The sequence below is a fragment of the Rhodospirillales bacterium genome (genome assembly GCA_016712595.1).
Lineage (GTDB): Bacteria > Pseudomonadota > Alphaproteobacteria > Rhodospirillales > Defluviicoccaceae > Defluviicoccus.
Map to the genome: position 1 here is coordinate 133478 of JADJQT010000002.1, position 18616 is coordinate 152093.

Sequence of the window (18616 nt, forward strand, 5' to 3'; positions counted from 1 at the left end):
AAACGCATTGTTGACGGAAAAGAACAGTTATGTTGCAGGCATATACTAATATAGCTGCGACAACACAAAAACACACTTTATATAATAGTGTTATATAGCACACAAATAGTAACGATATAGTTGCTTAACAAAGAGGGGTCATCATGGATATGATGCTGTCGACCATGCCGATTAAGACACGCAGAATTGCAGTCATCGGGATGTCTGTCTGGTATCCAGGGGCAAGAAGTCTGCGCCAGTTTTGGGAAAATATTATTACTAAGCGCCAGCAGTTTCGCCAAATGCTTGATTGTCGATTCCCTCTCGAAGACTACTGGTCAGGCGATAAGAGTGTGCCGGACAAGACCTACGGAAGGTGGGCATCCTACATCGACGATTTTGATTTCGACTGGCGCAGCCGGAGAATTCCGAAATCGGCTGTCGAGTCCTCCGACATCGTTCACTGGCTGACACTCGAAGTGGCGATCGGGGCCCTGCGGGATGCCGGGTATACGCGGGAGCAGATCAAGGGCTCGCGAACCGCCGTGATCCTCGGCAACACTCTGACGGGCGAATGGACTCGATCGAACAGTCTGCGTACGCGTTGGCCGTTCGTTGAGAAGGTCATGAAGAAAACCGCGCACGCTCGCGGACTTGATGGCCAGGTCTTCGAAGACTTTCTTCACCATGCCGAATCTGCGTTCAAGTCGGTGTTCCCGCCGGTCGACGAGGATACGCTCGCCGGCGGCCTGTCGAACACCATCGCCGGCCGCGTCTGCAATTACCTGGATGTCCATGGCGGCGGCTATACCGTTGATGGCGCCTGCTCGTCGTCGCTCCTCGCCGTCATCAACGCTGCGAACGCGCTCGCGTCGGATGACGTCGACATGGCGTTCGCCGGCGGCGTCGACATCAGCCTCGACAATTTCGAGCTGATCGGCTTCGCCAAGACCGGGGCGCTGACCGCCGACGAGATGCGCGTCTATGATCAGCGCGCCAGTGGCTTCATCCCCGGCGAGGGTTGCGGGTTCGTCGTCCTCAAGCGTTTCGACGACGCCATCAATGACGGCGATCGGATTTACGGGGTGATCAATGGCTGGGGCGTCTCCTCCGACGGCAAGGGTGGAATCACCGCGCCCAGCGTCAAGGGCCAGGCGATGGCGTTGCGCGCCGCCTACGGCAAGGCTGGCTACGATGCCTCCGAAATCGATTTCGTCGAAGGCCACGGCACGGGCACGCCACTTGGTGATGGGGTCGAACTCCGCGCGATTTGCGAGGCCATGCAGTTCGATCCCGGCGAGCGCAGCATCGGTGTAACCTCGCTGAAGTCGGTCATCGGTCACACCAAGGCGGCGGCTGGCATCGGTGCCTTCATCAAGGCAATGATTGCCGTCAATCGCCGCGTCCTGCCGCCGATTTCCGGAACGGAAGTCCCACGCGACGTCTTCGCCGGCGAGGCCAAAGCCCTATACCCGCTGATCGACGGTATCCAGAAGGCGCCGACGGATGTCGTGCGCGCCGGCATTTCGGCCATGGGCTTCGGTGGCATCAACTCGCACGTGACCTGTGAATCCTTCGGTGCGCCGGCCCGCCATCTGCGGCCGTTCGTGAATGAGCGCGTACTAATGGCGCATCCCGAAGACACGGAGCTGTTTGTCTTCGGCGCGCCGTCACAGGACAGTCTGCGCAAGCAGCTCGACGCGGCGCGCGAAGAAGCCGCCCATATGGCCAGAGGTGAGCTTGCCGATTTCTCGGCGAGCCTCGCGCAGCGCATGGCCCCGAATTCGCCCGTTCGCGGCGCCTTCTGCGCGGACTCGCCCGGCAGCCTGGCGCAGAAGCTGGAAGCGCTGGCGGCAATGATCAGCAAGGGCGTGCGCGAAGGCAGCTTCGTGCGCGACGAACTGCGTGGTCTGTGGCTCGGCAATAATGCAGCCCGCCTCCGCGTCGCCTACCTGTTCCCCGGTCAGGGCTCGCAGCGCATCAACATGGCGAAAACGTGGGTCCGTCGCTTCGACTGGGCGGCAGCGCTCCTGGAAAAGGCTGAGAAGGCCGTCGAGGCACTCGGTGGGGCCGAGTTCGTCACTCGGATGATCATCGACAACCCGCAGGTGCTGTCAGAAGACGCCTTGACGGCGCGCCAGCGTGCCCTCGCGGCGACGGAAGTGGCGCAGCCGGCGATCATCCTCGCTTCGCTGATCTGGTATCGCCGCCTCGGCGAGCTCGGCCTCGCGCCCGACGTCGTCGGCGGACATAGCCTCGGCGAACTCATGAGCCTTTATGCTGGCGGCGTTTATGACGAGGACACGCTGCTCGAACTCGCCGCCCGGCGCGGCTACGAGATGTCCCCGGCACGCGGCGATGCCCGCGGCACGATGGCAGCGCTGCTGTGCGGCCGAAAGGTGGCTGAATCGCTGCTCGCCTCAGTACCGGGCTATCTCGCGATCGCCAACATCAACGGCCCGGAACAGATCGCAGTCTCTGGCGAAGAAGCCAGCATCGAGCGGATCATCGAGGCGGCTGGCCGGCAGGGCGTGAATGCCCGCCCGCTTCCGGTCTCCAACGCCTTTCACTCCAAATTCATGGACGGGGCGTCCGAGCGGTTCGTCGCCGCCTTCCCCGACCTGGCGGGCGCGGTCGAAGATTGCCGGCCGCTGTCGTGCATGGACGGAAAGCCGATCCAGGGGCGTGTGCCGGTCGGCCGGTACCTCGGCCGGCAGATGCTCTCCCAGGTTGACTTCGTCTCGCTCGCAACGTCGATCGCTTCGGAAGCCGATCTGGTCATCGAAGTTGGCCCGGGACGGGTTCTGTCCGACCTGTTCACGTCGATCGTCGGCAAGGAGGGGGCCGTGGCACTGCCGGTTGAGCCCCAGGTGGGCAGCATGCTGGGGTTCAAGCAGGTGCTGGCGGCGGCACATGTCCTCGGCCACGACCTGAACTGGCCGGCGCTCTCGGCCAACCGGCTGATCCGCCCCTTCGTTTCGGCCCGAGATCGCTCCTTCATCGAAAACCCGTGCGAGCGCGAGATCGTGGTGCCGGCCGCTGCCGGCTCGGACCGCCGCGTCGCTGCGGTGGGGACTTCGAACGCGATCGCCGATGTTCCGGCGTTGGCGCGCCCGGCCGATCCACTGACCGCCCCGCCGGGCGTCCCGCTGGGCGCAACGTCGCCGGCTCCGGTCGCCTCAGTGCCGGCACCCGCAACGCAGCCGAGTCCGTCGTTGGTGCCGGCGATCTCGACGTTGCAGCACGTCGCCAGCGTTGCCGCGGAGCTGACCGGCTTCGAAGCCTCGTCGCTGAGTGGCGACATGAAACTGTTGGATGACCTGAACCTCGATTCGATCAAGGCCGCAGAGCTCATCGCCGTACTTGCCCGTGAGTTCGGCAAACAGCCCCAGGAGGAGGCGTCAAAATACGCCAACGCCACGCTCGACGATCTCTGTGCCTGGTTGGGCGAGAGGCGCGTCGACGCTGGTTCTGCGCCCCAGCCGCATCCTGCGCCTCCCGCGCCCCAGCCTATCGGTCACACTGAGGCGGTCGTCCCCGCCGTGGCCGTGACCAGCCCGTCCGCGCCGCCAGCGGATGTCCATACCCTCGAGCAGCGGCTTCTCGCTCTCGTCGCCCAGCTCACGCAGTTCGAGCTGGAGACTCTCGATGCCGACATGAAGCTGCTCGACGACCTGAACATGGACTCGATCAAGGCCGCAGAACTGTTGACGCTGGTCGTCAAGGAAAACGGGCTGAGCGAGGCCCTGCCGCTCTCGAGCTACGCCAACGCCCGCATCTCCGAGATTGCTCGCGCCGTGGCCGCCACGACGACGCGCGCAGACCCCGCTGGGACGGCGACATCGTCGCAGAAGGCGCCCGCTGCGGTTCCTTCAAATTCGATGCGTGCGCAGCCGGAGCCCACGCCGTTCCCGCATCGCGCCAGCTGGGTGCGCTCGTTCGTCGAGATGGCGCGGCGGGAAGACCTCGCGGTGCCACCGGCGATGTCAAACTGGCATGGTGGTCAGGTGTGGGTGATCCGTGCCGACGACGACCCACGCGCCGCAGAATGCGCCGCGCTCTTGGCGGCCCACGGTGCGGCCGTTGCCACGTCCTCTCTGAGCGATCCGCGCAGCACGGCTCCGTCATCGGTGCGCGATGTGCTGATCTTCGTGCCGGATAGTGGGACGACGGTGGATCAGCCGAGCCTGACCGCCTTTTTCGATGCCTGTCACGCTGCGACGCATGCCGCCCTGACCGTCAATGGCAGGGGACCCAAGCCGGGCATCACCTTTGTCCAGCCGTATGCTCGTCTGCCGCAGCGCGGCGTTGACGATCCGGTTTGCTCGATCACGGCATATGCGGCGAGTCTGGCGCAGGAACGGACGGACGTTCAGGTCCGGACGATTGGCTACAGTGCCGGAGCGGGCCGTGATCCCAGCCTGCTTGCCGACGCCATCGGCCGGGAGATGCTGCACGCGCCTTCGCCGGTTCCCGTCTGGTTCGACGACGCAGGTGCTCGCTGGGTTTCGACCTATGTGGTCAAGGAGTCCCGCGATCTTTGCGAGCGAACGCAGGCCTGGACGGACGCGGACGTCGTGCTGGCGAGTGGGGGCGCTCGGGGCATCACCGCCGAATGCACATTTGCCTTTGCGCAAAAGACGGGCGTTGCGGTTGCTCTGGTCGGCCTGAGCGCGCAGGTTGAGGCTGAGGCCACGGACGCCGGGGGTGAAATCCGGGGCGTGCTCGATCGCTACGCGCAGGCCGGCCTGCGTTGCCAATACTACGCCGCCAACGTCACCGATCCTGCGGATGTGGCTCGCGTCGTCGAACGGGTCGAGCAGGAACTGGGGCCGATCACCGGCCTCATTCACGGCGCGGGACTGAACCAGCCGCGCCCGATCACCGCGGTCTCGAGTGCCGCGGCGATCGAGGAATGCGCGCCGAAGGTGTTGGGCCTCGTCAACCTGCTCGATCGCCTCGATATTGCCCGGCTGAAAATGGTGGTCGGCTTCGGCTCGATCATTGGCGTCACCGGAATGCAGGGGAACGCCGTCTACGGCTTCTCCAATGAGGTCCTCGCCAACGTGCTCGCCGGCTTGCGACGCAAGGCGCCGCATGCCCACGTCGCCACTATCGCCTACAGCGTCTGGAAGGACGTGGGTATGGGTGCCCGGTTGGGCAGTATCGAAAAGCTGAGCGCGCTCGGCATCGGTGCCATTCCCGTCTCCGAAGGCGTCCGCCGCTTCCTGCAGCTGGCGTGTGCCGACGCCGATGCCGACCAGGTGATCGTCGCCGGCCGCATGGGCCGGAGCGGGGCGTGGAGCGCGCCGGCGGCGGTTCGGTCGAGCCCATCGGCGGGGGAAACGCTGATCTACCATCAGCCGCAGGTGGAGGCCGTCTACCGCCGCCGCCTGTCTCTGGCGACCGATCCTTACCTCGTCGATCATAATTTCAAGGGCAGCTTCCTGTTCCCCACCGTCTTCGGTCTCGAGGCGATGGCGAAGGCCGTGTGCGCCGTCATGGGGATCGATCGGTTGACCGCGCATTCGATTATCGACATCAGCCTTGTCCGGCCGATCACCGTCGGGCAGCGCTACGACACCGAACTGGAGATCCACGCGGAGGTGATCGAGCGGGAAACGGACGAGGATCCGGTCCAGGTGCGCGCCGGCGTGCGTTGTGATCTGAGCGGCTTCGAGCAGGATCATTTCGCCGCAACCTTTGTCCTGCGGGACCCGGGGGCGGGGCCGGAGCTCGATGTTGACGTGACAGACGCGCTACCGATCACCAAGGCGGGGGCGCTTTACGGGGATGTCCTGTTCCAGGGACCGGTCTTCCAGCGCATCAACTCGATCCACCGTCTGGAAAATCCGGAGCCAGGCAAGGGCATTTGCGTATTCCGCTCCCGGCATGACCCGGATGGCCTCCTGCTTGGCGATCCCTACTTCCGTGACTCGCTGCTGCAGTCGGTGCAGGTGATCATTCCGCAGGATGTCTCGCTTCCGGTGTCGATCGATCGCATCGATTTGTTCGACGGCTGGAACAGCGGTGCGGGCGAGCGGACCTGTGTCTCCTACCTCCACGAGCGCACCGGCGACTTCTACCACAGCAGCGTCGTCGCCCTCGGCCGCGATGGCCGCGTTGTCGAACGCCTCCAGGGGTATCGGCTCAAGGTGCTGGAACAACGCGAAACGCCGCCGGCGATGCGCGAGTTCGCCCTCGCCTGAACGTCGATCGTTCGAGCGCAGCAATCGCAAGACAAGGGACACGTCAATGAGTGGACTTAGCTTTCAGCAGGCTGGTGAACTCTTGAAGATCTCGATCGAGAAAGCCCGCGGGTCGCACGGCAGAGAAATCTTTGTAAAGACCTTCATCCCCAGCTTCCGCATGTTTTCTGATCTCGATCGCGGCCTTTACTTTCCGCACTTCTTCGCCTGGATGGGAGAGACGCGAGAACTGCTGGCGGTCCCGATCCTTGATCAGATCAGCCAGTACGTGAGCACCGGCAAGTGGAGCATCGTGACCAACAGCGTTTCGCTCGACATCCTCGGCGAGCGAATGGGCGAAGACAACATCGTCCAGGTTCGGGTTTGGTCGGGCGAGTCGGCACAGTCCAGCGTCGAGCTGTTCTTCGAATGGACATCGCTGGGTGCGGCAGGGCTGATCGAGAAGATCGCCGTCGGCCGGATGAAAACCACCTGGGTGGAGGTCATTGGCCACGGCGTCGTCAAACCGCGCGACTTCCCGACGTTCTACCGGGATTTCATCAACCGGATGTCGCCGCGCCAGGGCGAGCCCGACATCTCGGCCGTGGCCGCGGAACCGCTGCGGGACGTCTCGCTCGGCGAGACCTTGTTCAAGGCAAAGTGTGGCCCGCGCGCCGTCGTTCCGCTGGCGAGCAAGTCGTTCGAGTCCTCGCTCTACGACTCGACGATCGTCAACAATATCTACTTCTCAAATTATGCGATGTGGATGGCCAAGTTGCGCGAACACCATTTCTGGTCACTGATGCCACATATTTACATATCTCCAGAAAGAGACGGCATACTCAAATGTATAACTTGTAATATCAACTATCTAAGAGAAGGAATGCCGTTCGATACGATCCACGTAACGATGTCTCTTAAAGGATTGTACGAGATGGGGATCGAATTGTACTTTGAGTTTTTCCGGGAAGATCCTGATGGTACGCGCGTGAAGCTCGCCTACGGCGAACATCGCGCCGTATGGATGGCCAAGAACGCGCATGGACGATTTCGTCCGGCAAGCCTGCCGCGGGAGATCGCTATGCCGCTTCAACAGGCAGCGAACATGTTCGCCCATGCATAGTCCGTAGTAACGCCGAAGTTGCGTTACTGACGGAGTTCTAATTCACCCGTGTTGATTTAATAGAACTGATCTCGTCAAGGCGAGATCGGAACGCCGGAAGACTGTCATTAGTCATATGGCGAGGATGAGAATTGGAGAGTTCAAATGAAAATGTGGATCAAGGGTGCAGTCCTCGGAGCGGTTCTTGCCAGCACATCGATGAGCGGAACAGCTTTCGCCAACGCGACATCGACGCTCTATGACGTCGGCTACCGGACACACGACCTGGTCGTGCAGGACTTCTATGCGCGGCCTGGATCTCCGGACCACATAAGATTGAATTACCGCGAGTGGTATTCGCCATCCGCCACCGACGTGCTTGTCTACGTTCACGGCATGCAGAGTCACTCGCAGTGGTTCAATGAATCCGGCGATGAACTCGCCGCCCGCGGCTTCAATGTCTACGCGGTCGACCGCCGAGGCTCCGGTCTATCGGGAGGAAAGCGCGGTCATATCTACACCCCCTTCCAATGGATTGCCGACCTCGCCCAGGTGATCGGTTTCGTTCGTGCGAAGAACCCGGGCAAACATCTGCATCTAATGGGCAATTCCTTTGGCGGGCGTCTGGTCATGACCTACGCGGAAGCCTTCCCGGACACGATCGATACCTTAATCCTGGAGACACCCGCGACGGCTGGCCGTGTCTCACTGCCGGCGGAAGAGATTATCGAAGCGCAGTATTATATGTGGAAGTATTATCCAACGCCCCTTCACGATGATTTGTTTACGAGCAATCCGGATAAACTTGCCTTCATGGCGCAAGATAAACTCGGAATTCGCCGTATTACTGCAAATATGTACAAAATGGAGGGGCTGATTAACGTAGGAAACCTTATGCCGCAGAACATGGCGCGCATTACGATGCCATTGCTGATGCTGCTTTCAAATAATGATCGTATCGTCGATACGCCAGCAGTCATTTCCGGTGTCTATGACCGGGTGGCGAGTATCAAAAAGAAGTTGGTCAGGTATGACGACGTTGAGCACTACTTGCTGTTCGAAGACAAGCATGAGGAGGTGTTGAACGAGATCGCCAACTGGATGAACTCCTTCACTCCGCCTGCGGCGCGCGCCTTCGCGCCGGTCAAGGCCGCGACGGCATTAGCCGGTGACGAGGAGGCGGGGAACTGGATCGACGACGTCCGCGAGGAGGCGGACCGTATGGGCTGGAGCCCGGAGCCGGCCAAGTAGCCGCGAACGCGCCAGATCTCGTTGCCACGCCCAGATCTCGTTCCCACGCCAGGAGTGCAGGGCCATGAAACTTCAGAATATCGCTATATGGGCCGAGGAGATCCCATTCAAATTCGCCTTCAAGCACGCGCTCGCCGAGCGACGGTCCTCGAGCTCGATCATCGTCAAGGCGACGCTCGACAACGGCGTCTGCGGCTGGGGCGAGGGCGTGCCCCGGGCGTACGTCACCGGCGAGACGGTGGCGAGCTGTCTTGCGGCGCTGCGCAGCCGGATCGTGCCAAGACTGCTCGACGTTGAGCTGAGTACGCCGGCCGCGCTGCGATCCGCGATGTTTGACTTGCATGAGGATAAGGCGACGGCCGGCGATCTCGCCGCCTTGTGTGCGATTGAGCTTGCGCTTCTCGATGCCCTGGCCTGCTCACAGCGAAAGACGATGTACGCGTTGCTCGGGCGCGAACGGCGGGCACGTGCCGCCGCGTACAGCATGGTGATCGGCAGCAGTCAGCGGCACGCGCGTAATCTCTCGTGGTTGAGCCGCGTGCTTGGGATCAATGAAATCAAGATCAAGGTCGGCTCTACCCTGGAGGACGACGAGCAGCGCGCGCTCGCGGTAAAGCGCGCGCATCCTCGGGCACGACTGCGCATTGACGCCAACTGCGCCTGGACGCTGGACCAAGCGCGGCGATGCCTGGACGTTCTGCGTCCGCTCGGCATCGTTGCCTGCGAGCAGCCGCTCGCCAAGGACGATATCGCTGGGCACGCCCGTCTGGTCGCCGAATACCCGGACATCCTCATCTGCGCCGATGAGTCCTTGTGCAGTTTCGAAGACGCCCGGCTGCTCGCGGCTGAGCGAGCATTCAGTTGCTTCAACATCAGGCTTTCGAAGAACGGCGGCCTGTTCAATGCGTTGCGCATTCATGACTTGGCCAAGACGGCAGGCATCGCCTGCCAGCTCGGCGCGCAGGTCGGCGAAACCTCGATCCTCGCCACGGCTGGCCGGCTGTTCGCCGGCATGACCGGCGATCTGCGTTTCCACGAAGGCTCGTTCGGGACCCGCCTGATCAAGAGCGACGTGGTCCGCCGTCCGATTGCGTTCGGCTTTCGCGGGCGGGCGTCGACGCGTTGTCGGGGCTGGGGATGGGGCGTGCCGGCGGATGAATCCCGGGTCGCCGCCTATGCGACGGGCCGGGTGCTGCTTCCTGACGCGCCACTCGCCGGCGATGACCACCGGCAGCCCTGGATTCCCCGCAAGGACGACCGCGCGGCGCTCGCCGTTGGTAGTAGCCTATAAGCGCATGTGGCCGGCAAAACCGAGTAATATCACGACAACTCGATATAAAATGGATGACGAAAATGTCTTTATCAACGATTTCGCGCACTGCGCGCTCCGCTGTTGACTATGTACTTTACCGTAATCTTGAGACTCTTTTGTCCGTTCCCGGGCGTAAACTATACGATTCCTTTGTCCATGCCACGAATGACGTGCGGCGGACACAAGCCGATCTGCTGGCGGACATCCTCCGCTATGCCGGAGACACTGTCTATGGTCGCGACCACGGATTCGGATCGATGCGAGGGTATGATGACTTCCATCGGCGGGTCCCGGTCAATGATTACGAGGATCTGCGGCCGCTGATCAATCGTCACGCCGTCGGCGAAACCGACGTGCTCTTTCCCGGCAAGCCGCTCATGTACAACCAGTCGAGCGGCACCACCGCGCAGCCGAAGCTGATCCCGGTCACGTCCTATAATTTCGATCGGACAATCAAGAACCGCGGCAAGCTGTGGCTCTACGGACTGATGAAGCAGTATCCGGGAGTTTACGCCGGCAAGGACGTCACCGTGGTCTCGCCCGCGGTTGACGGATATACCGCCGACGGCACGCCGTTTGGTTCGGTCTCCGGCCTCGTCTTCAAGAACATCCCCAGCTTCGTCGCCCGCGCGCACTCGGCCCCGTACGCCGTTTACACCATCCCCGACTACGAGACGCGCACTTATGCGCTCGTTCGCTGCGCGCTGGCGAGCGACGTATCGCTGATGCTCACCGTCAATCCCAGCACCATCCTCAACCTCGTCACCCGGGCGGATGCATGGAAGGAGCAACTCATTCGTGACATTCACGATGGTACTCTGAGCCGCGATTTGTCGCCTGACGTCCGGCAGGCCCTGGCGCCGCAGCTCAAGCCCGATCGCAAGCGGGCGGCGGACCTGGATCGCTTTGCCTCGCGCTCGGACAGGCTTCGTCCCGCCGATTACTGGCCACGGCTGCGGCTGGTGCACTGCTGGAAGCACGGCAATTGCGCACTCGTCATTCCGAAGCTGAAAACATGGTTCCGCGAGGACACGGCGATGCTCGACTTCGGCTATCTGGCGAGCGAGATCCAGGCGACCGACCTGTTCGATCCGGAAACCGACGGCTCCGTCCTGCAGATGTGCAACGCCTTCTATGAGTTCACTCCCTTCGAGAGCGGCGAAGGCGGCCGCAACGAGCGCAAACTTCTCGCGCATGAACTCGAGGTCGGCCGTCGCTACTTCCTCTACGTCTCCACGCTCAGCGGCCTCTACCGCTACGACATGAACGACGTCATCGAAGTGGTCGGCCACTTCGGGCAGGCGCCCGTGATCCGTTTCCTGTTCAAGGGCAAGGGGATCACCAGCCTCGAGGGGGAAAAGCTCTCGGAAGAGCAGCTTATCGAGGCCATGCGCCGCGCCGGCAGCGAACTCGGCGTCCGCTACGACTTCTTCGTCGCCTATGCCGACGCTGAGCTTCAGCGCTATCGCCTGCATGTCGAGATGCTCGGCGACAGCAATCCGGCCATCCTCGCGAAGTTTGGCAAGGCACTCGACCAGGCCTTGATGGCCGTCAACATCGAATACGAATCGAAGCGGAAGAGCGAGCGGTTGCACCCGCCGCTGGTGATCGACGCCGGGCGGGATTTCTTCGAACGCTACAAGACGATGCGGCTCGCCGAGGGCGCGCCCGAGGGGCAGTTCAAGTGGATGCACCTCACCGCGAGCAAGGCAATGAGCGAGAAGCTCGCCCGACTGTCCGGCCTGCCGCGAGAGATGGCGGGCTAGTTCACCGGTTGTCGGAGGGAGAAGCGCCGTGCTTGCCATCATCGACCGGACGGAATCGGCTCCAGGCGGACGGGTCCGCCTGGAGCCGGGCACCATCTATGTGTTCAGTGTGGACCTCGCCCGCGTGGAGTCCGACAGCGGCATTATCGACGATCCACTGACGGCCGAGGTCCGGCTGGAGGCCATGGCGCGGGATAGGCTGTTCCGCAGCCACCGAACGCTCGCCGGACGCGACTGCTTGCGGCGCATCATCGGGCGATGCTCTGGCCGCGATCCGCGCTCCCTCAAACTCAGTCGTGGCAAAGACGGCAAGCCGCGGCTGCTCGATCCGGACGATGCGCAGCGGATTCACTTCAATGCCTCGCATTCCGGCGATCTCATGGTTGTCGCCGTCTCGCTGAACACGCCGGTCGGCATCGATGTCGAGGGGGTCCGCCCGCTCGACAACCTGCTGTCGACCGCGGGTTACTACTTCTCCAACGCGGAGTTCGAAGAACTCCTGTCGGTCCATCCCGAGGACCAATGCCGTGCTTTCTACGCCGGATGGACGCGCAAGGAGGCCTTCGTCAAGGCAACCGGCGAAGGCATGCGGCGCGACTTTCGGTCCTTCGACGTCACCCTCTCGCCGTCGGCTGTTCCCCGGATCGCGGCCATCCGATCGGCATCTTCTGTGGAGAATTCTCATGCTTGGCAGATGTTCGCATTCGAGCCGTGCCCCGGTTATGTCGCCGCCGTCGTCGCTCGCGGAGAAGGGGGGCGCTTGGCCCGCGTCGATTGACAGCGGTCGGTTCACCTTTCCGTCGCTCGGCCCGATCGTCGTCACCGATCCGTTCGGTCTGGCAATTTTCAAGGTGCGCGAGGTGCGGCGATGACACGGCTCATCATGGTAACACGCCAGGGCGGACCGACGCCGGTGCTGGTCATGCTGATGACCGCTCTGGCCGGGCTCGGCCAGTTCGCCAGCAACATCTACATTCCGTCGATGCCGGCCGTGGCCGCGGCATTGGGGGCAACCATGTCGGCCGTGCAGACGACGCTCGCCGTCTTTCTGGCGACATTTGCCATCTTTCAACTCATTTGCGGTCCATTATCCGATCGCCTCGGCCGGCGTCGGGTGCTCTTCGCAGGCATGGCGACCTTCATCGCCGGCACCGTGGTGTGTGTGCTCTCTGCCGACCTTGCCTGCCTGATCGGCGGCCGGGTCCTTCAGGGTGCGGGCGCATCGGCCGCGTTCGTCGTCTCCCGGGCGATTACCCGCGATCTCTTCACCGGTCCCGCGCTCGCACGCCTGACCGCCTCGATCCTGATGGCGTTTTCGTTGGTTCCGGGCCTGACACCGCTGATCGGCGGATTGCTGCAGGAATGGGGCGGCTGGCGCTGGACATTCGGTGCGACGGTCGTGTTCGGCGTCGTTCTCTTCGCGCTCGTGCTGCGGATTGGCGAAACCAACCTGCAGCCGATTGCCCGCCTCGACGCTGGTGCCATTCGGGGCGCTTATCGAGACGTGCTGCGCTCGCGCGCCTTCCTGCAATGCGCCATCTCCTCCGCGCTCGCCTTCGCATGTTTGTCGGCGTTTTTCGCCGGTTCTCCGGACATGTACATCGGCCGGCTCGGGGTCAGGCCGATCGAGTACGGCCTCTACCCGCCGCTGACCCTGACCGGCTATGTCTTGGGCGGACTGTTGACCCGACGGCTGGTCGGCAAGCTCTCGACCACCGCGATCAGCGGGCTCGGACTCTCGCTGATTGCCGTTGCGACCGTGGCCATCGCCGCCTTTCCCGCCGCCGGGATCCTGCACAAGCACATCTTTACCGGCTGCATGATCGTCTTCGTCACCGGCCTCGGCGTGTTCATGCCAACCGCCGTCGCCGCGGCGCTCACCCCGTTCGCCAATACCGCTGGCAGCGCCTCGGCGATGCTCGGATTTCTGCAGACGGGCGGCTGCGCCCTCGGAGCGTTCGCAGTCAGCGCGCTGCTTGGCCGGCTCCCGGTGCTGGCATTCCCGTCGGTAATGGCGGTCGGGGGAATCGCTGCGGCCCTGTCATTCGTGTGCCTGCAGCCGCGGCAAACGAAACGAGAGCGCGCGAACGCCGCGGATGACCCGGACTTGGACATGGACGTCCTCCGCCCGGCGGAAGGCACGCCCAGCCCATCGCTTCCGGGAGGTCGGTGATGCACGCCGTTGCGTTGCGCATGCTGATCGGCGACCGCGCCAAATATCTCGGTCTGATCTTCAGCATCGCGTTCGCCACCATGCTGATGTCGAACCAGATTTCAATTTTCATCGGCGTGATGCAGCGCACGGCCAACCAGATCATCGATGTCCAGGAAGCGGACCTTTGGGTCATGGACCCGCGTGTCCGCTATGTGGACGAGGTAGAGCCGCTGACCGACGTCCAGCTCTACGACGTCCGGGGTGTCAAGGGCGTCGCCTGGGCGGTGCCCCTGCACAAGAGCGTCAGCCTTGCCCACGCCGGGGACTCCCTGATTCAGAACGCCATCCTGATGGGCATCGATGACGCCACGCTCACCGGTGCGCCCACCCGGATGCTGCTCGGCTCGGTGACCGACTTGAAGCGGCCGGATGCGATCATCATCGATCGCGCTGGATACGGTTCCATCTGGCCCGGAGAACCCCTGCAGGTAGGCAAGGAGATCGAATTGAACGAGCGCCGCGCCGTCATCGTCGGCATCTGCGAAGCGCGAGCCCCTTACGTGACCTTCCCGATCATCTATACAAAATACACAGACGCCATGAAGTATTCAAATCGCACGCGAAAGCAGCTTTCCTTCGTTCTGGTACGGGCCGAGCCGGGAGAAGACATCAGTACTCTAAAGGAACGAATTTCAAAAGAAACCGGGCTCGCCGCTCTGACCTGGAACGAATTCATGTGGCAGACCATAGGGTACTATATGAAACGAACGGGAATCCCTGTTAATTTCGGAATTACAATAATCCTTGGGTTTATTGTTGGTGCCGCAGTCTCGGGACAGACATTTTATATCTTCGTTCTCGAAAACTTGAAGCAGTTCGGCGCGCTCAAGGCCATCGGCGTCGGCAACGGTACGATTTTGACGATGATCCTGCTTCAGGCCGGACTGATCGCCGTGATCGGCTACGCGCTCGGCATCGGCCTTTGCGCGGCGTTCTTCGAGATCACCAGCCGCATTGCCGTCCATCTGCGCGGCTTTGCCCTGCCCTGGGAGGTGGTGGCGGGGACCGCCGGGATCGTGCTGATCATTGCCGCGATTGCGAGCCTCGCCAGCATCCGGCGGGTGATGGTTCTCGATCCGGCGATCGTTTTCCGTGGCTGAGGAGGAATAGACATGGGGCTCATCACCAGCCGGATTTCGTATCCTCCCGCGCCCGCCGCGACCCTCTCGGCAAACGGCCAAGCAGCGGCGGTCGTCTGCCGCAACATCGTCAAGGACTTCGACGGCGGCAGTGGCCCGGTGCGTGTGCTCTTCGGGATCGACGTTCAGTTCGGTGCTGGCGAGATGACGTTTCTTGTCGGGCCGTCGGGGTGCGGAAAAACGACGCTCATTTCGATCGTGGCGGCGATTCTGGCGCCGAGCGAAGGCTCGGTCGAGGTCTTGGGACAACCGCTGACACGGATGCGCGGCCGCGATCTTGTCGCCTTCCGGCGCGCGAACATCGGGTTCATCTTTCAACAGTACAACCTGTTGCCGGCGCTCACCGCGGCGGAGAATGCCGCTGTGCCGCTCGTTGCCGCTGGGATGGCGCTCGCCAAGGCGGCGAAGAAGGCCGCCGCCCGCCTGGAAAGCCTGGGCATGGGCGCGCATGTGAACAAGCTTCCCCGGCAGCTCTCGGGTGGGCAGCAGCAGCGCGTCGCCATCGCCCGGGCCTTGATCCACGAGCCGAAGCTGATCGTCTGCGACGAGCCCACCGCGGCGCTCGATGCCGCCTCCGGCATGGCGGTCATGGAGCTGCTACGCACCGCCGCGTTCGATCCGGGCCGTGCCGTCATCGTCGTCACCCATGACAACCGCATTTTTGACTTTGCCGATCGCATCGCCCGCATGGACGACGGTCGCATCCTCGTTGCTGAGGAAAAAGAAGCCGGGGAGGAGCCAGCATGACCATGACATTCCGGCCATTGACCCACGGTATGATGATCGCGGCGGTGGCTTCGCTGGGGCTGACCATCGTTTCGGTCGGGCGAACGACAGCGCCGCGCGAGCTAAGCGATCCGCCGATCGCGCCGCCTGCAAATCCCTACCATGAGACGGTTGCTGCACGCGGCCTGGTCGAGCCGGCGAGCGAGGTGATCGCGATCGCCATTGATAACGGCGGCGTGGTCCGCGAGGTTGGCGTGGTCGCTGGCGATCAGGTCAAAAAAGGGGATCCGCTGTTCGCAGTCGACGATCGCGACGAGCGTGCCGCCGTCGCTTTCGCCGAGGCGGACGTGCGGGCGACGAGCGCCGCGATCGCGGCGATCGATCACAGCCTGGTTCTCCAAAACTCGGTCATTGGCGAGGCGGCGGCGCGGGTAACCAGCGCCCAGGCCGACACCGAGCGCACGGCGCTCGATCAGAAGCGCTATCAGGACCTGGTGGGGCAGGGCTGGGCCACTCATCAACGCTTTGAGACGGCGAAGGCCGATGCGCTGCGCGCGTCTGCCGACCTTGTCGCCGTTCGGGCCGCGCTCACCAGTGCCCGGCGACAGATTGACGTTCTCAAGGCCGATCGGCAGCGAGCGACGGCCGAGCTGGAGCGGGCCGAAGCAACGCTCGGCCGCGCCCGGATCGATCTCGACAAGACGGCCGTCAGGGCGCCGGTCGACGGATCGATCCTCAAGGTCAACGTTCGCGTCGGCGAGTTCGCGGATCAAGGCGTCCCCGCGGAGCCGCTGATGACCATGGGTGTCGTCGATCCTTTGCACATCCGGGTCGACATCGACGAGACGGACGCACACCGCATCGATCCGGACAACCGCGCCATCGCCTTGCTGCCCGGTGTGCGCGAGGTGACGACGCCGCTCGCGTTCGTCCGCTTCGAGCCCGCAGTGGTCCCCAAACGGCAACTGGCCGGGGGCTCCACGCCCGAGCGGGTGGATACGCGGGTGCTGCAGGCCATCTACGCATTCCGTCCAGCGGATTTCCCGGCCCGGGTCGGCCAGCAGGTTGACGTCTTTATCGACGCCAAGCCTGTCGAGTCTGTCTCTCGCCCGCGGCCGGTCGATGCGGGGTGATAACCACATGGAGAAATAGATGGTATCCACAAGCAGGTATTGCATAAGTAAATATCGGGAGATAGTCGATCTTTAATCCCTTAGCCATTCAGCAGGAGGCGAAAAATGAGCAGTATCCGGTATTATTCAAATAGCAACAGATTTCTGATGTTTAGTGAAATCCGCAAGCTTTCAAATAAACGATCGGTTCCCGTGTCTCTTACTTCAGATCACTCCGGGGATGTCGCCGGTGATGGCGCCCTTCAGATACATGATCATGAGCAGTACTGGAAATATTTCTACTGCACTGATTAAAATTTTTCTGAACGCGGGTTCGATCGAGTTCATGTCCGGCGAAAAGAGTGGCAGGGAAAAGATGTCCGCACCGCCCTGAGCAAGAGCGCTGCGGACCGCCGCCACCTTATCGGCCGGCCAGTGATTTATAACGACGATTGTGGCGTGACGTATCACCGGGCAGCATTCCAGGCTCGACGCCATCCAGGCCCCGAAGCGCCATAGCGCCCGTGACGTGTTCACGCTCATCACGCGCAGGCAGCGACGACCGTGCACTGCGGATTGTGCGCCGGCATCGACACCCACGGCAGCCGTCAGCGGCTTCATACCGCCCTCGGCGATCGCGCCCTGAGCAGATGGAGGCCTGCACCACATAGCCCGACATCCATTTTCCCGGTGGAAGATCACGCATGAATCGCGCCGACGGGGCAGGCCGCGTGTTCCGGTTCGTTGCTTCTTCTTTGCTGCTGGTGTTTGGCGAGCCACCGACGCCAAGCCCTCGTTTACATGTCCTTAACATCAACGTCGAACGGCGTTCATACGGTTTTGCCAATCTAGGCAGGGTGGTGTGGAGGCTCTCCGCACCCGGGACCACAAGGGGATGTGGACAATGTCTCGTATTCGCATGCAGTTTCTTGGTGGATTCGACGTTTTCGAAAACGACGGAAGCCGTCTCCACCTTCCGTCGCGCAATGCCACAGCCGTACTCGCCATCCTGTGCGTGGGCCGCGAGCGGATGTGCAGCCGGGCGAAACTGGCAGCGCAAATCTGGGACGTCTGGGACCCTGAGCATGCGCGTGCTAGCCTTCGGCAATCGCTGTTCATGCTCCGGCACCTCGTCGGTCGGGATGTCTTCCGCTGCCAGGGCGACGCCATTGCGCTCGATCCGAGTGTGGTGGAGGCCGACATTTGGGAATTCGAGGATCTGGCGGCACGGCATTCGCCGGACTCGCTTCTGCGGGCGGTGGAGCTCTACCAGGGCGAATTCCTGCGCGGGTATACGCCGGGGAAAGGCTTCGCCTTCGAGGAATGGCTCGATGGTGAGCGCAACCGGATGCGCGAGGCGGCCTTGCGGGTCCTTGGCCGTGCGCTCGATCACGCATTCGCCATAGGCACGATGGACGGGGCGCGGCAAGCCGCTTTGCGAATGGTCGCGATCGATCCCGCCGAGGAAATCGGGCATCGCGCATTGATGCGGATTTATGCTGCGGAACGGCGCTTCGGCCTGGCATTGCGGCAGTTTGAACTGTGCCGGAAGATGCTCGAGACGGAACTCGGCGTCGAACCCGATGCGGAAACCCGCGCGCTGCGCACCGACATCGTCCACCGCCGATCCCATCTGCGACCGCTCCCTGTCGCGATTCCGGATCGCCCGGTGGCAGCCGGCTGCGCCGCCTGACCAATCGGCTACATCGTGCGGTTCGCTTTGCGGCGGACCGCACTTCGTCCACGATCCGTCGGAGACTTCCCGCTCATGCGCGATCCTTGTCAGTCCCGAACGGCCCGATCAGGGGCAATCTGTGATCTTTCGG

Annotated in this window: 12 protein-coding genes; 11 read left to right on the forward strand and 1 reads right to left on the reverse strand. The window is 62.7% G+C overall.

Going from position 1 to position 18616, the window contains the following annotated elements; translation table 11 throughout:
- Positions 1–143 precede the first annotated feature (143 nt).
- From IPK66_12525 to IPK66_12570, 10 genes are all read left to right on the forward strand, one after another.
- Positions 144–6188 carry an SDR family NAD(P)-dependent oxidoreductase gene (locus IPK66_12525; GenBank protein MBK8176046.1) on the forward strand — a complete coding sequence of 2015 codons (6045 nt, stop codon included), beginning with the start codon at positions 144–146 and terminating at the stop codon, positions 6186–6188.
- Positions 6094–7290: a hypothetical protein gene (locus IPK66_12530; protein MBK8176047.1), complete on the forward strand. Its 1197-nt coding sequence runs from the start codon at positions 6094–6096 to the stop codon at positions 7288–7290. Before IPK66_12525 ends, IPK66_12530 begins: the two co-directional genes overlap by 95 nt.
- Before the next feature lie 144 nt (positions 7291–7434).
- Positions 7435–8520, forward strand: a complete 1086-nt coding sequence (locus tag IPK66_12535) for an alpha/beta fold hydrolase (GenBank protein ID MBK8176048.1) — start codon at positions 7435–7437, stop codon at positions 8518–8520.
- Between the two features lie 64 nt (positions 8521–8584).
- Positions 8585–9811: a hypothetical protein gene (locus IPK66_12540; protein MBK8176049.1), complete on the forward strand. Its 1227-nt coding sequence runs from the start codon at positions 8585–8587 to the stop codon at positions 9809–9811.
- A gap of 191 nt (positions 9812–10002) precedes the next feature.
- The gene (locus IPK66_12545) at positions 10003–11598 is read left to right on the forward strand and encodes a GH3 auxin-responsive promoter family protein (protein MBK8176050.1); all 1596 of its coding nucleotides are present in this window, start codon (positions 10003–10005) and stop codon (positions 11596–11598) included.
- A 28-nt stretch (positions 11599–11626) separates the two neighbouring features.
- Complete coding sequence (locus IPK66_12550) at positions 11627–12376, forward strand: 4'-phosphopantetheinyl transferase superfamily protein (protein ID MBK8176051.1); 750 nt, start codon at positions 11627–11629, stop codon at positions 12374–12376.
- A gap of 90 nt (positions 12377–12466) precedes the next feature.
- Positions 12467–13771 (forward strand): multidrug effflux MFS transporter, encoded by a 1305-nt coding sequence (locus tag IPK66_12555; protein ID MBK8176052.1) that lies wholly within the window; start codon positions 12467–12469, stop codon positions 13769–13771.
- A complete protein-coding gene (locus IPK66_12560) occupies positions 13771–14913 on the forward strand; it encodes an ABC transporter permease (protein ID MBK8176053.1) in 1143 nt (380 codons plus the stop codon). The genes IPK66_12555 and IPK66_12560 overlap by 1 nt, the downstream gene beginning before the upstream one ends.
- Before the next feature lie 12 nt (positions 14914–14925).
- The gene (locus IPK66_12565) at positions 14926–15699 is read left to right on the forward strand and encodes an ABC transporter ATP-binding protein (protein MBK8176054.1); all 774 of its coding nucleotides are present in this window, start codon (positions 14926–14928) and stop codon (positions 15697–15699) included.
- Positions 15696–16811 (forward strand): HlyD family secretion protein, encoded by a 1116-nt coding sequence (locus IPK66_12570; protein ID MBK8176055.1) that lies wholly within the window; start codon positions 15696–15698, stop codon positions 16809–16811. The genes IPK66_12565 and IPK66_12570 overlap by 4 nt, the downstream gene beginning before the upstream one ends.
- A 204-nt stretch (positions 16812–17015) precedes the next feature.
- Here IPK66_12570 and IPK66_12575 read toward each other — a convergent pair whose 3' ends face one another.
- A complete protein-coding gene (locus IPK66_12575) occupies positions 17016–17411 on the reverse strand; it encodes a hypothetical protein (protein MBK8176056.1) in 396 nt (131 codons plus the stop codon).
- A gap of 283 nt (positions 17412–17694) precedes the next feature.
- On the opposite strand from IPK66_12575, the gene IPK66_12580 reads away from it, so the two are divergent.
- On the forward strand, positions 17695–18483 hold the full coding sequence (locus tag IPK66_12580; protein ID MBK8176057.1) for a hypothetical protein: 789 nt from the start codon (positions 17695–17697) through the stop codon (positions 18481–18483).
- The last annotated feature ends 133 nt before the right edge of the window (positions 18484–18616 follow it).

Bases quoted from the DNA above. Each gene is read 5' to 3' on its own strand.
- IPK66_12525 (MBK8176046.1), top strand. From the start codon at position 144: ATGGATATGATGCTGTCGACCATGCCGATTAAGACACGCAGAATTGCA.
- IPK66_12530 (MBK8176047.1), top strand. From the start codon at position 6,094: ATGGCCGCGTTGTCGAACGCCTCCAGGGGTATCGGCTCAAGGTGCTGG.
- IPK66_12535 (MBK8176048.1), top strand. From the start codon at position 7,435: ATGAAAATGTGGATCAAGGGTGCAGTCCTCGGAGCGGTTCTTGCCAGC.
- IPK66_12540 (MBK8176049.1), top strand. From the start codon at position 8,585: ATGAAACTTCAGAATATCGCTATATGGGCCGAGGAGATCCCATTCAAA.
- IPK66_12555 (MBK8176052.1), top strand. From the start codon at position 12,467: ATGACACGGCTCATCATGGTAACACGCCAGGGCGGACCGACGCCGGTG.
- IPK66_12560 (MBK8176053.1), top strand. From the start codon at position 13,771: ATGCACGCCGTTGCGTTGCGCATGCTGATCGGCGACCGCGCCAAATAT.
- IPK66_12565 (MBK8176054.1), top strand. From the start codon at position 14,926: ATGGGGCTCATCACCAGCCGGATTTCGTATCCTCCCGCGCCCGCCGCG.
- IPK66_12570 (MBK8176055.1), top strand. From the start codon at position 15,696: ATGACCATGACATTCCGGCCATTGACCCACGGTATGATGATCGCGGCG.
- IPK66_12575 (MBK8176056.1), bottom strand. From the start codon at position 17,411: ATGAAGCCGCTGACGGCTGCCGTGGGTGTCGATGCCGGCGCACAATCC.
- IPK66_12580 (MBK8176057.1), top strand. From the start codon at position 17,695: ATGTCTCGTATTCGCATGCAGTTTCTTGGTGGATTCGACGTTTTCGAA.